General features: G+C 59.3%; 13 protein-coding genes. 3 read left to right on the plus strand and 10 right to left on the minus strand.

Features of this window, described 5'->3' with window-relative positions:
• Positions 1–44: 44 nt before the first annotated feature.
• From gabP to AB4Z35_RS17345, 6 genes are all read right to left on the minus strand, one after another.
• Entirely contained in the window at positions 45–1,445 is a 1,401-nt protein-coding gene (gene gabP / locus AB4Z35_RS17320; protein WP_116260225.1) for a GABA permease, read from the minus strand.
• A 483-nt stretch (positions 1,446–1,928) separates the two neighbouring features.
• Entirely contained in the window at positions 1,929–2,273 is a 345-nt protein-coding gene (locus AB4Z35_RS17325) for a cupin domain-containing protein (protein WP_007900627.1), read from the minus strand.
• 106 nt (positions 2,274–2,379) lie between these two features.
• Positions 2,380–2,751 carry a MerR family transcriptional regulator gene (locus AB4Z35_RS17330; protein WP_007998798.1) on the minus strand — a complete coding sequence of 124 codons (372 nt, stop codon included), beginning with the start codon at positions 2,749–2,751 and terminating at the stop codon, positions 2,380–2,382.
• A gap of 49 nt (positions 2,752–2,800) precedes the next feature.
• On the minus strand, positions 2,801–3,379 hold the full coding sequence (locus AB4Z35_RS17335; RefSeq protein WP_442098292.1) for an NAD(P)H-dependent oxidoreductase: 579 nt from the start codon (positions 3,377–3,379) through the stop codon (positions 2,801–2,803).
• Between the two features lie 42 nt (positions 3,380–3,421).
• Positions 3,422–4,306, minus strand: coding sequence for a LysR substrate-binding domain-containing protein (locus tag AB4Z35_RS17340; protein WP_442098294.1), 885 nt, complete (start codon positions 4,304–4,306; stop codon positions 3,422–3,424).
• A gap of 234 nt (positions 4,307–4,540) precedes the next feature.
• A complete protein-coding gene (locus tag AB4Z35_RS17345) occupies positions 4,541–4,885 on the minus strand; it encodes a cupin domain-containing protein (RefSeq protein ID WP_007900627.1) in 345 nt (114 codons plus the stop codon).
• Between the two features lie 264 nt (positions 4,886–5,149).
• Here AB4Z35_RS17345 and kynB point away from each other — a divergent pair, with 264 nt between their 5' ends.
• Complete coding sequence (gene kynB / locus AB4Z35_RS17350; protein WP_442098295.1) at positions 5,150–5,815, plus strand: arylformamidase; 666 nt, start codon at positions 5,150–5,152, stop codon at positions 5,813–5,815.
• Positions 5,812–6,666, plus strand: coding sequence for a tryptophan 2,3-dioxygenase (gene kynA, locus AB4Z35_RS17355; RefSeq protein WP_442098297.1), 855 nt, complete (start codon positions 5,812–5,814; stop codon positions 6,664–6,666). Before kynB ends, kynA begins: the two co-directional genes overlap by 4 nt.
• 63 nt (positions 6,667–6,729) lie before the next feature.
• Here kynA and AB4Z35_RS17360 read toward each other — a convergent pair whose 3' ends face one another.
• The 4 genes from AB4Z35_RS17360 to antA are packed head-to-tail and all read right to left on the minus strand — an operon-like array spanning position 6,730 to position 11,097.
• Positions 6,730–8,133 (minus strand): amino acid permease, encoded by a 1,404-nt coding sequence (locus AB4Z35_RS17360; RefSeq protein ID WP_116260227.1) that lies wholly within the window; start codon positions 8,131–8,133, stop codon positions 6,730–6,732.
• A gap of 43 nt (positions 8,134–8,176) precedes the next feature.
• Positions 8,177–9,196 carry an anthranilate 1,2-dioxygenase electron transfer component AntC gene (gene antC / locus AB4Z35_RS17365; RefSeq protein WP_442098299.1) on the minus strand — a complete coding sequence of 340 codons (1,020 nt, stop codon included), beginning with the start codon at positions 9,194–9,196 and terminating at the stop codon, positions 8,177–8,179.
• Between the two features lie 18 nt (positions 9,197–9,214).
• Entirely contained in the window at positions 9,215–9,706 is a 492-nt protein-coding gene (gene antB, locus AB4Z35_RS17370) for an anthranilate 1,2-dioxygenase small subunit (RefSeq protein ID WP_007989001.1), read from the minus strand.
• A complete protein-coding gene (antA, locus tag AB4Z35_RS17375; RefSeq protein ID WP_442098301.1) occupies positions 9,706–11,097 on the minus strand; it encodes an anthranilate 1,2-dioxygenase large subunit in 1,392 nt (463 codons plus the stop codon). The genes antB and antA overlap by 1 nt, the downstream gene beginning before the upstream one ends.
• Positions 11,098–11,482: 385 nt before the next feature.
• Between antA and AB4Z35_RS17380 the strand changes: the two genes are divergently transcribed.
• Complete coding sequence (locus AB4Z35_RS17380) at positions 11,483–12,496, plus strand: helix-turn-helix domain-containing protein (RefSeq protein ID WP_442098303.1); 1,014 nt, start codon at positions 11,483–11,485, stop codon at positions 12,494–12,496.
• Positions 12,497–12,504 lie beyond the last annotated feature (8 nt).

Genomic DNA, 12,504 nt, shown 5'->3' on the forward strand with positions numbered 1-12,504 from the left:
TGGGTACGCGCAAGTATCAGGTTCTCGCAGGTATCTCTCTTGTGTTATCCCACTGACGTCGCCCTTGCGGATTGCGCAGGTTGACGCGATGTGACCAGGCCGATAAAGGAAATCGCCAGCGCCAGGCCAATAGTCGTGCTCACTTCGGTACGGTGTTCAGGGGTGACCATCATCACCGCCAGCGCTGCGCAAATGAACGCGATCACCAGCCACGTCAGCCATGGAAACAGCCACATGCGAAAGGTCAGCTCGACGTTCTGTCGGCGCAGCATCCGGCGCATGCGCAGCTGCGACACCGCAATGGCCAGGTACACCAGCAAGGCAATCGCACCGGAACTGGCCAGCAGGAAGTCAAACAGTCCGGCGGGCATGAAGTAGCTCCACACGGTGATCGCCGCGCCCAGCACGGTGCTGGCGATGACTGCTGCCCGCGGCACGCCTTCGGAGGAGGTCGCCTTGAGCGCCTTCGGCGCATCGCCACGACGGCCCAGCGAGTACAGCATGCGCGAGGCAATGTAGATCGAGGAGTTCATGCAACTGGCCACGGCAATCAGCACCACCACGTCCACCATGAACTTGGCGTGGGGAATGTTCATGATTTCCAGTGCGCGCTGGTAGGAGCCTACCGAAGCCAACAGCGGATCGTTCCAGGGCACCACGGAGATGACCACGAAAATCGACAGCAGGTAAAACACCCCGATGCGCCAGATCACCGAACGGGTTGCCTTGGCAATGTTCTGTGACGGGTTGTCGGATTCGGCGGCGGCGATGGTGACCGCCTCGGTACCGATGAAGCTGAACATGATGGTGATGAAGGCGCCGACTACCGCCGACAGGCCGTTGGGAGCAAACCCGCCGTGCTCGGCCATCAGGCCGCTCAATCCGCTGACTTCCCGGTCGGGAACCCAGCCCATCAACACGGCAAAACCTACGGCGATGAAACCAATGATCGCTACGACCTTGGCCATGGCGAACCAGAACTCGAACTCGCCGTACTTGGACACACTGAACAGGTTGGTCACCACCAGTGCAATGATCGACACCAGGGCAAACAGCCAGGCATCGATCTGGGGAAACCACTGGTTCAACACATGGCCGGCGGCCAGCGCTTCGATAGGAATCACCAGCACCCAGAACCACCAGTAGAGCCAACCGATGGTGAAGCCCGCCCAACGGCCGATTGCCTGGTCGGCATAGGTGGAGAACGAGCCGGTGTCCGGGTTGGCCACCGCCATTTCACCGAGCATCCGCATGACCAGAACGACCAACAGGCCAGAGAATAGATAGGCCAGCAAGACGGCCGGGCCAGCAGCCGCAATGGCATGTCCTGAGCCAACGAATAAACCTGCGCCGATAATCCCGGCGATAGACAACATGGTGACGTGACGAGGCTTGAAGCCCTGCGCCAATTGGCCACTCGAATCCTTGGAGCTCGGGCTGATCATTGTTTTTTTTCTCTGGTGAACGACATTTAGGCGTGCTGATGGGGGGCAGCGATCATCACGGGTTGTCTGTTGCCCTTTCTGAAAGCGGCGCCCTCCAGACGCTGCTGTTCTTGTCGAACCCATCATCGCGATGTGGTTATTACGATGAAAAACAGCGCCACCTTACCCGGCTTGTCCGCCGCTCCAGTTCTCTGATCGCGTCACCTCTGTGTCTGAAATCGACACGAGCAAGCTTTGCGTTCGCGATTAAAACCAGTCGGTCACGGAATGGCAATAAGCAACCATTTTGTTTTGTTGGGAGATCTGCCAGGTCCGCAGCGAATGGGGGGAGCGGGCGTTATGAGCGTGCAGGACGTTTTCGGGACGGGCCGATTGCAGGCGCAGGTGATTGCGCAGGGCTTGTGCCGCAGCGAGTAGTTACTTCGGTAGCCACTCGCTGCGGCAGGGTACTGCGAACGTCGATAGTGGTTTTAGCGGGGGTGTTCAGGCAAACACGAAATACTTGCGCACGGTTTCCACCACTTCCCACGTCCCTTTCATCCCGGGCTCGATGACGAAAATGTCGCCGGCGCGCAGGTGGATCGGCGCCATGCCTTCCGGCGTGATGATGCAGTAGCCTTCCTGGAAGTGGCAGTATTCCCACTTCACGTATTCCACGTACCACTTGCCCGGCGTGCAAATCCAGGTGCCCATGATCTTGCTGCCGTCTTCACTGGTGTAGGCGTTGAGGTTGACGGTGTGCGGGTCGCCTTCGAGTTTTTCCCATTTGCAGGCGTCGAGCACAGGCAGCGGGTGGGTGTCGCGGAGAACGGTAATCGGTGCGGTCATGATGACTCCGGGCAGTGGGCTCAAGAACTGAAGTCGCACCCTATAGCGCCCGTCCATTGTTCAGTTGTCTGTAGTCGACACTGAGCTGTCCAGAAACGCACGGCCCTCAAAGGCTGGTCAGTGGGCAGTCGAGCCTGGATTGTTCGAGGTTGTTCTCGAACTCGACCAATTGCGAGTGCTGTTGCGACAGCGCCGCTATCCGTTCGCCGATTTCCTGTTTTTTGCTGGCGATGACCTGATGTGCCCGCTCCCATGGCAACTGCGGGCCCTGATGTCCAGCGAAGACTGACTGCAACTCCTTGAGTTTGAAACCCAGCTGCTGGGCACACTTGATGAACATCAGCAGGTCGACACTGTTCTGGTCATAGATGCGGTACTTGCCCTGACGGCGAGCGGCAGGCAGCAGGCCAATCGATTCGTAGTGACGGATGCTTTTGACAGTGGTTCCGGAACGTTGCGCGGCTTGGCCGATGTACATGGGAAGCTCCTTTTCTCCAAGGGTAACGCTCGGTGCATTATCGACAGACTCAACCACTGGCGATAGCTTCGGCTTGCCGTAGCCAAGCCGCATGCCGGTCCGCGCTGGCGCCGAGAATTGGCCCGAACGTGAGGGTTCGGGTTGGCTTGATACCACAGAATTCCAGCGTGGTTTTACGGACCTGATGCAAACCGGGCATGCGGTAGATCCAGCGGAAGTACCAGGGCGGTGTGTCCATGGTCACCAGCAGGTGGGCGGTTCGGCCGCGCAGGAGTTTGTCGGGGAAGGCTTTGCCCTGGCGATACTTGAAGGCAAAACCGGGCAAGAACACCCGGTCGAAAAAGCCCTTGAGCAAGGCCGGTACGCCACCCCACCAGATCGGATAAACCAGCGTCAGTTGTTCGGCCCACAGGATATCGGCCTGAGCGTTACCCAAGTCGGCTTCCAGCGGCTGGACCTGCTGATAGCCTTCGCGCAACACCGGGTCAAAATCCATGCTGCCCAGAAATAACTGCCGCACCTCATGCCCGGCGCGCATTGCCGACTGTGTGTAACGCTCGGCAAGGGTGGCGCAGAAGCTGTTGCTGGACGGATGCCCGAGGATCACCAGTATTCGTTTGCCCATCATCGCTGTCCTTGAAGATGAAACTTCAAGGATAAAGTCTGCCCCTCAAGGGAGAGTCAAGGCGTGCAGCAGGGCCTTGGCATAGCCGGGTAATGCGGCAAAGTCCCGGGCACAGAGCAACAGTTTGCGTTGGCCCCAGGGTTCTTGCAGGGCGAGGCTTTTGAAAGACAGTCCACCGGACCAGCGTTCGACGGCGGCCAGCGGTACGATTGCCAGTCCCGCCCCGCGGGCGACCATGCGCATCACGCCATCGAAACCGTCGGCGCGGATGCGAACCTGCATGCGCAGGCCGGTGTGAAGTGCCTGTTCTTCCAAGTACACCGCCAACGCGCTGTTGGCATTCAGGCCGACATAGTCGTGATGCAGCGTGTCGGTGAAGCTCACTGAAGTCGCCTGTGCCAAGGAGTGTTCACGGGGCATGATCAGCACCAGCGGATCGTCGCGGAACGGTCGGGTCTGCAAGTCATCGGTGTCCACCGCGTCGGAAACGATGCCGAGGTCCGCTGCACCCTGGCGCAAGGCGTGGGTGATGCGGGCGCTGGGCAATTCCTGCAGGTCGATGTTGAGGTTGGGATGGCTGTGCAGGAAGTCCGCGAGCAGCTCTGGCAGGTACTCGGTGATCGCCGTGGTATTGCACAGCAGGCGCACCTGACCTTTGACGCCCTTGGCGTATTCGGCCAGGTCCTGTTGCAGGCGTTCGGCTTGTTGCAGCAGCACCCGGGCGTGTCGGGCCAGGGCATTGCCGGCCGGCGTTGGCGTTACACCGCGCCGGCCTCTTTCGAGAAACCCGATCCCCAGTGAGGCTTCCATGGCACGAATGCGCGCACTGGCTGCCGCCAGGGACAGATGACTGCGTGCGGCGCCGGCGGTGATGTTGCCGGTGTCGAGGATGTTCAGGTACAGGCGCAGGTCGGTCAGGTCGAAGTGCATTACAGCAACCTCTGGATTTGTGTTGTCTGGATGGGCGCCTTAGCGGGCAAGCCCGCTCCCACAGGTGACGCGATTCACTGTGGGAGCGAGCTTGCTCGCGATGGGGACGGCACATTCAACATTGGCAGTGATTGATCCACCGCTATCGCGAGCAAGCTCGCTGCCACAGGGGTTGCATGTACTCAAAGATATTTACCGGGAGATCACGTCGGGTGATCCCCCGGTTTTTTTGTATCAGGCAAACACAAAATATTTGCGCACGGTTTCCACCACTTCCCACGTCCCTTTCATCCCGGGCTCGATGACGAAAATATCGCCGGCGCGCAGGTGGATCGGCGCCATGCCTTCCGGCGTGATGATGCAGTAGCCTTCCTGGAAGTGGCAGTATTCCCACTTCACGTATTCCACGTACCACTTGCCCGGCGTGCAGATCCAGGTGCCCATGATCTTGCTGCCGTCTTCACTGGTGTAGGCGTTGAGGTTGACGGTGTGCGGGTCGCCTTCGAGTTTTTCCCATTTGCAGGCGTCGAGTACGGGCAGCGGGTGGGTGTCGCGAAGAACGGTAATCGGTGCGGTCATGATGACTCCGGGCATGAGGGAGAGCTGAAGTCGCACCTATAGGGCCTGGCCGGGCATCAGTTGTCTGTGCTCGACATTGATGTATCCAGAAACGCAGCGGCCATTGCTTGGACGCGTTACCCGAAGCGGTTGAAATTTACCCTCGATAATTGATCGATTTCCGGCGGTTTCTGCGAAAGACCCGAGCATTACCGAAAGTTTTCGCAAGAACATGCACTGGTATCACTCGTATCATTCACTTCGGAAAAGGCCGAGAGCTTTGCTATGAAAAAAACAATGTCGTGGTGGGACATCAGCCCGCCCCTGAGTACCGCAACCCCGACCTGGCCGGGTGATACGCCGTTTCAGGAAGAACGCGTCTGGAGCTTGGGGCCCGAGTGCCCTGTGAATGTCGGGCGCATCACGCTGTCGCCGCACACCGGCGCCCATGTCGACGCGCCACTGCACTACAGCGCGGATGGCAAGGCCATTGGCGAAGTGTCGCTGGACGTCTATATCGGGCCTTGCCGGGTGTTGCATTGCCTGGACAGTGGCCAACTGGTGCAGCCGGAGCAACTGCAGGGGCGCCTGGACCATCTGCCTGAGCGCGTCCTGCTGCGTACTTATCGAAACGCACCGCTGACCACCTGGGACCCGAATTTCACCGCCGTCGCCAAAGAAACCGTCGATCTGCTGGCCAGCCTCGGCGTGCGGCTGATCGGCATCGATACGCCGTCGCTGGACCCGCAGCAATCCAAGACCATGGATTCGCACAACGCGGTGGCGCATCACGGCATGGCCATTCTCGAAGGCATCGTGCTCGATGAAGTCCCCGAAGGCGATTATGAACTGATCGCGCTGCCGTTACGTTTTGCCAATCTTGATGCCAGCCCGGTCCGGGCCATATTGCGTCCACTGAATTCACCGCCACATGAGGAGCCTGCTCAATGAGCCAATGTCCGTATTCGCCTGCCAATCAGACAGAAGAATGGCATAACGCCGAGCTGAATTTTTCCGACTCCATGAGCTACGGCGACTACCTGGACCTGGGGCGTATTCTCAGTGCCCAGCACCCGTTGTCGCCGGACCACAACGAGATGCTGTTCATCATCCAGCACCAGACCTCCGAGCTGTGGATGAAGCTGATGCTGCACGAGCTCAAGGCCGCCCGCGAACACGTTCGGCTGGGTGAGTTGCCGCCGGCCTTCAAGATGCTGGCGCGGGTCTCGCGGATCTTTGATCAGCTGGTGCATGCGTGGACGGTGCTGGCCACCATGACGCCCACCGAGTACCACTCGATCAGGCCTTTCCTGGGGCAATCGTCGGGCTTCCAGTCGTTTCAGTACCGTGAAATCGAGTTCATCCTGGGCAACAAGAGCGCAACGCTATTGCGCCCCCACGCCCATCGGCCGGAGCTGTTGCAGGAGCTAGAAAAAGCCATCGCCACCCCTTCGCTGTATGACGAAGCCATTCGCTTGATGGCCAGCGCCGGCCTGACGATCGACCCGCAGCGTTTCGAGCATGATCCGGCCGCCCCGACGCAGCATGACGCCTCGGTCGAAGCGGCCTGGCGTGTGGTCTACAAGGATCCGTCGCGTTATTGGGATCTCTATCAACTGGCCGAGAAATTCATCGATCTCGAAGACTCGTTCCGCCAGTGGCGCTTCCGCCATGTCACCACGGTCGAGCGGATCATCGGCTTCCAACCCGGCACTGGCGGCACTGAAGGGGTGGGATATCTGCGCAAGATGCTCGATACCGTGCTGTTCCCGGAGTTGTGGCGGGTGCGTTCGACCCTTTGACCTGACAGGCATTAAAAAGCCCCGGCATTCAATGAATGCCGGGGCTTTTTGTTGCACGCAGGATTATTGAGCGACTGACAAGCCGCGATCCCGCGCCACACGTATCCGGTAGAACAGGTAAATGATCGCCACCCACACCGGGATGGCGATGACCGAGGCGCGTATGCCCGGAATCATCCACATCACGCAGATGATCATGGCCATGAACGCCAGGCACAGGTAGTTGCTGTAGGGAAACCAGAACGACTTGAAGCCCGGCACGATGCCTTGCTGGCCCATGATCTTGCGAAACTTCAGGTGGGTCAGGCTGATCAGCGTCCAGTTGATCATCAACGAGGCGACCACCAGGGCGAACAGCAATTCCAGCGCTTCATGGGGCGCCAGGTAGTTGACCAGCACGGACAGCATGGTGATCAGCGCCGAGATGCCCAGCGCCCGCAGTGGCACGCCCTGTTTGTTCAGTTTCATCAGCGACTTCGGTGCGTCGCCCTGTTCGGCCAGGCCGTAGAGCATGCGGCTGTTGCAGTAGACGCCGCTGTTGTAGACCGAGAGCGCGGCGGTGAGCACCACGAAGTTGAGGATGTGCGCGGCGGTGTCGCTGCCGATCAGCGAGAAGATCTGTACGAACGGGCTGCCGCTGTAGGCATCGCCGGACGCGCCGAGGGTCTGCAGCAGTTGATCCCAGGGGTACAGCGATAGCAGCACGGTGAGTGCGCCGACATAGAAGATCAACACGCGATAAACCACCTGGTTGATCGCCTTGGGAATCACCTTCCTCGGCTCGCTGGCTTCAGCGGCGGTGATGCCGACCAGTTCCAGGCCGCCGAAGGAGAACATGATGAACGCCATCGACATCAGCAAGCCGGTGGTGCCGTTGGGGAAGAAACCGCCGTGGCTCCACAGGTTACTGACCGACGCCTGCGGGCCGCCGGTGCCGCTGAACAGCATGTAGCAGCCCAGGACGATCATGCCGATGATTGCCACGACCTTGATGATCGCGAACCAGAACTCCATCTCGCCGAAGACTTTTACGTTCATCGTGTTGATCAGGTTGACCAGGACGAAGAACACCGCGGCGCTGACCCAGGTCGGGATCTCCGGCCACCAGAACTGCACGTACTTGCCGACGGCCGTCAGCTCGGCCATGCCCACCAGCACGTACAGCACCCAGTAATTCCAGCCGGACAGGAAGCCGGCATAACCGCTCCAGTACTTGTGGGCGAAGTGACTGAACGAACCGGCCACCGGCTCCTCGACAATCATCTCGCCCAACTGGCGCATGATCAGGAAGGCGATGAACCCGGCAATCGCATAACCGAGGATCATCGACGGGCCGGCCGACTTGAGCACGCCTGCAGAGCCGAGGAACAGCCCGGTACCAATAGCCCCGCCCAGGGCGATCAGTTGAATATGGCGATTTTTCAACCCCCGCTTGAGCGTTCCCTGTTGCAAGATTTCATCCGCCATCTCGTTCCCTTCTGGTTATTGTTGTCAGGCCTGATTTGAAAGATCAGATATTACTCTCGGTGAACTTTTCGTAGTACAGGTGAATGCTGTCCATTGCCTGGGTCTGCAACCAGTCCTTGATCGACTCGACCATCGGCGGTGGACCGCAGACGTACATGTCGACCGGCGCGTCGCGCAGTTCACTGATGTCGAAATGCTCGGCAATGTAGCCTCGCTTGCCCGTCCACTGTGGCGATGGATCGCTGACGACTTCGGTGTAGCGAAACCCCGGAAGGCGTTCGGCATAGGCCTCAATCCGTGCGCGTTCGCACAGATCGGCAGCGTCGCGCACGCCGTAGTACAGGTGCACCGGTTGCGCACAACCACGTTCGGCGAGGTCGTCGAGCATGCCCAGCAGTGCCGACAGCCCGGTTCCGCCCGCCACCAGAATCAGCGGTTTGGCCACATGCCGCAGATAGAACGCACCCAGAGGGGCCTCCAGCATGATTTCGTCGCCCACCCGGCAGCGTTCACGGATGTAGTTGCTCATCACCCCGTCGGGCAACAGGCGAATCAAAAATTGCAGTTGATTGTGTTCACTCGGCCGATTGGCAAACGAGTAGGAACGCTTGCTTTCGGTCCCCGGAATCAACAACCGGGCGTATTGCCCCGGCAGAAAATCCAGTGGGGTCGTCGTACCGAGATCCAGGTGCAGGATCGCGGTGCCGGCTGAAATCTGCCTGACGTCAGTCACCGTTGCGCTCAGTTGTTCCGGACCCGAGGCGTTGCACAGGCTGGAGGCGAAGTCGAAATAGAACGCCGCGTCGGACTTCACTCGGGTCTGGCAGGTGAGCATCTTGCGCTGCTGCAGGTCCAGGCTCGAGAGCGCTTCCTCGTCCACGTAATCCTGGCTGTAGTCGCCCGATTCACAGCGACCCTGACAGGTTCCGCAGACGCCTTCGCGGCAATCCAGGGGAATGTTGATGCCGTTGCGCAGGGCGGCGTCGAGCAGGATTTCGTTGGGCTGTACCGGAAAGAACAGGGTTTTGCCGTCGGCAAAGCTGAACGCTACTTTGTGATTCATGCCTCGGTCTCCATGGGTTCAGAGGTGGTAGAAGTCGAGTACCGAGTTGATGGTGTCGTTGAGCAGCAGCACATGCTTGCGGCTGATCAGCCAGCTGTCGGCATGAGGCTTGAGATGATAGGTCGCACGGCCAAAGAACTGCTCGGCCGTGGCCAGTCGATAGAACAAGGTGTGCCAGTTCAGGCGCACCTCCAGCTCGCCGTTCTCCAGTTCGTCGATCTGCACGTTGTTGATCAAATGCAAGGTGCGCGGCATCGGCGTCGAAGACGCGGACTTGCCCGTGCGCAGACGGAACACGCGGTCTTCCAGGCCGGAACGGTTGGGGTAGTAGATCAGCGACATTTCGCGTTTTGGGTCGCGGGTGTAGACGTGTTCCGAGTCCCATTGCGGCAGGTGGAACTCACTCTGTTCGTCGAACAACTGGAGATAGGCGTCCCAATCCTGGGCGTCACACAGTTCGGATTTGCGATAGAAAAACTGTTCGATCTGGTACTTCAATTGCGCATTCATCATTGCACCTCACGGAGTTTCAGGGATTTCGCGTCCAGGCCATCGAGCAGGAATTTCTGCCAGTTGCTGTGCTGGTTGACGTACAGCCCTTCGTGGGTGAATTCAGTGCCGGTCATGGCCGGGGCAATGCCGATCGCTTCGCTGTTGGGCGTGGCGCCGGTGGCCCATTGGTGACTGCCTCGGGAAATGTCGCTCCAGCGCTCCAGGCGCGCCTGGAAACCGCGTTGGGCTTCACGGAATTCCACCAGGTCATCCGGTGTACCCAGGCCCGAGACATTGAAGAAATCCTCGAACTGGCGAATGCGGTTTTCGCGGTCGGCGTCCGACTCGTTTTTCACCCCCAGGCACTGGCTGATGATCTCGGTCTTGTTCCAGGCCACCGGGCGGATGATGCGCAGTTGCGAGCTGATCTGATCGAGGAAAAACAGGCTTGGATAGATGTTCAGGTTGCGCAGGCGATGCATCATCCATTCGGCTTTTTGCTGGCCGTGTTCTTCGACCAGGCGCGGCATGATCGTCGCGTAGCCGGAGCGCACCGTCGGGTTCGGCATGTCGCTGAATAACACGCTATGACCATTGTTGAAGGCGAACCAGCCGTCATCGGTATTGGCGTCGCCGGCACCGAGTTTGCTGTAGTCGAGGGTACTGCCGCTGCTGGTGCCGTTCTCGCTGTTGACCTGCTGGCGGTGTTGCACCGTGGCCACGTAGTTATAGTGAACAGTGCTGACGTGGTAGCCGTCGAGGCCGTTTTCGTTCTGCAGTTTCCAGTTGCCGTCGTAGGTGTAGGCCGACTTGCCGGGCAGCACTTCCAGCTCACCGGTTGGTGACTGGGCAACCATCATGTCGAAGAACACCTTGGCGTCGCCGAGGAAGTCTTCGAGGCTGTTGTCGGCGTGTACGTCGAGACTGATGAACACGAAGCCCTTGTAGCTCTCGATACGGGCCTTTTTCAGGCCCCGGGTGGCCTTGTCGAAACCTTCCGGGTACTCGCCGGGCGCCTTGACCTTCACCAGGCGGCCGTCGCTTTTGTAGCACCAGGCGTGGAACGGGCAAGTGAAGGTCGACTGGTTGCCCTTGCCGACGCGGGTCAGGGTTGTGCCGCGATGCTGGCAGGCGTTGATCAGGGCGTTGAGTTTTCCTTCACCGTCGCGGGTGATGATCATCGGCTGACGGCCGGCGCGCATGGTGACGAAGTCGTGATTGTTGGCCAGCTCGCTTTCGTGGCAGGCGTAGATCCAGTTCTTCTCGAAGATCAGTTCCATCTCCAGATCGAACAACTGCGGCTCGGTGAAAATGTCCCGGGCGATGCGGAACACGCCCTCTACCGGACGGAAATCCAGGCAGCCTTTGATAAACGCTTTCCACTGCTCGACGTTTTTTTCGCCACTCATGGGTGTGTACCTGTTTTTATTGGGGCTAATCGTGGGCTCATTAGAGGGGGCAGGGCGGGTAGGGGTCTATCCGGTTAGTCGGCGAAGGCAGTCCATAAAATTGGTGCGGTAACACCTACCCGGTATCAGGCTGGGCAGCGACGACTCAAACGGCGCACCAGGCGATGAACGGCTGCCCCTGTTTGCAGCAATCAGGTACTGTTTTGTGCAGCGTCGAATGCGGTTTGATAGCGATTGTCTGCCTCTGGCCGGCGGCGTTATCCGCTTAGTTGAGGATTGCTATCCGCTAAGTTGGCGCTGGTGTTTTGTGGCTTGGAACTTGCCTTTCCAATCCTGAGACGCGCCGTCAGAGCGCGCCGAAAAAATAGCCCGTGAGTGCGCCGTGATGAACAGCAAAACTGATCCGCAGTGTCGCGACATTCGTGTCGACAGCGATGACCTTGAGGCCGCGAGGCGCTGGATGTCCGGTATCTGCGGGCCGCATCGACTCGTCACCACGACGCCCGAACGGATCCGTTTTCATCACAGCGCCAACATGTTCAAGTCGATGGCCACGACCCTTGGCACCATCGAGTACGGCACCGATGTCACCATCGATATCGAAGACGCCGAGCACTTCAGCAGTTACAGCCTGAGTCTGCCGCTGGTGGGCGAGCAGGAGTTGAGCAAGAACGGCAGCGTGGTGAAGTCCGACCGCGATCAAGGGGTGATCATTTCCCCGAATGAAAACCAGCTGTTGGCGATCTCCGGCGATTGCCGCAAGGTCCAGGTGGTGATAACCCGAGTCGCCATGAGCGAGTCTCTGGAGGGGCTTCTACAGCGGCCTCTGGATACGCCGCTGCGGTTCGAGCCGGTGATGGACGCGGTCGACGGAGCGTCGGCCTCATGGTGGCGCATGGCGCGCTATTTCATCGCCGAGCTGGAGCGCAGCAGCGAACTCTATGAGCAGGTGGCCTTCACTCGGGACATTGAAAGTTCGCTGATCAAAGGCTTGATCCTCGCTCAGCCGAACAACTATTCAGAAGAACTGCGAAACGTGCTGGGCGTGAAGTTGCCGCACTACCTGATCAGGGCCCGGCAGTACATCCATGCAAACGCCCGCGAAGCCCTGCACCTGGAGGACATTGAAGCCGCCGCCGGAGTCTCGCGCTTCAAGCTGTTCGAGGCGTTCAAGAAGTACTTCGCCTTGTCGCCGATGGCCTACCTGAAAAAATACCGCTTGAACGCCGTGCGTCAGGAGATTCTTGAGCACGGTTCTGCGCGCAATATTTCCGCTATCGCCATGGGCTGGGGCTTCACCCATCTCGGGCGTTTTTCCGCCGAGTACCGCAAGTTGTTCGACGAAACACCGACCATAACCTTGCAGCGCAACGAAGCCCGCCGCATGCGTGGCTTCTGAGGGGCCGG

The organism is Pseudomonas sp. KB_15 (assembly GCF_052114525.1).
Taxonomy (GTDB): Bacteria; Pseudomonadota; Gammaproteobacteria; order Pseudomonadales; family Pseudomonadaceae; genus Aquipseudomonas.

Coding starts and splice junctions, on each gene's coding strand:
- gabP (WP_116260225.1), bottom strand. CDS start 1,445: ATGATCAGCCCGAGCTCCAAGGATTCGAGTGGCCAATTGGCGCAGGGC.
- AB4Z35_RS17325 (WP_007900627.1), bottom strand. CDS start 2,273: ATGACCGCACCGATTACCGTTCTCCGCGACACCCACCCGCTGCCTGTG.
- AB4Z35_RS17330 (WP_007998798.1), bottom strand. CDS start 2,751: ATGTACATCGGCCAAGCCGCGCAACGTTCCGGAACCACTGTCAAAAGC.
- AB4Z35_RS17335 (WP_442098292.1), bottom strand. CDS start 3,379: ATGATGGGCAAACGAATACTGGTGATCCTCGGGCATCCGTCCAGCAAC.
- AB4Z35_RS17340 (WP_442098294.1), bottom strand. CDS start 4,306: ATGCACTTCGACCTGACCGACCTGCGCCTGTACCTGAACATCCTCGAC.
- AB4Z35_RS17345 (WP_007900627.1), bottom strand. CDS start 4,885: ATGACCGCACCGATTACCGTTCTTCGCGACACCCACCCGCTGCCCGTA.
- kynB (WP_442098295.1), top strand. CDS start 5,150: ATGAAAAAAACAATGTCGTGGTGGGACATCAGCCCGCCCCTGAGTACC.
- kynA (WP_442098297.1), top strand. CDS start 5,812: ATGAGCCAATGTCCGTATTCGCCTGCCAATCAGACAGAAGAATGGCAT.
- AB4Z35_RS17360 (WP_116260227.1), bottom strand. CDS start 8,133: ATGGCGGATGAAATCTTGCAACAGGGAACGCTCAAGCGGGGGTTGAAA.
- antC (WP_442098299.1), bottom strand. CDS start 9,196: ATGAATCACAAAGTAGCGTTCAGCTTTGCCGACGGCAAAACCCTGTTC.
- antB (WP_007989001.1), bottom strand. CDS start 9,706: ATGAATGCGCAATTGAAGTACCAGATCGAACAGTTTTTCTATCGCAAA.
- antA (WP_442098301.1), bottom strand. CDS start 11,097: ATGAGTGGCGAAAAAAACGTCGAGCAGTGGAAAGCGTTTATCAAAGGC.
- AB4Z35_RS17380 (WP_442098303.1), top strand. CDS start 11,483: ATGAACAGCAAAACTGATCCGCAGTGTCGCGACATTCGTGTCGACAGC.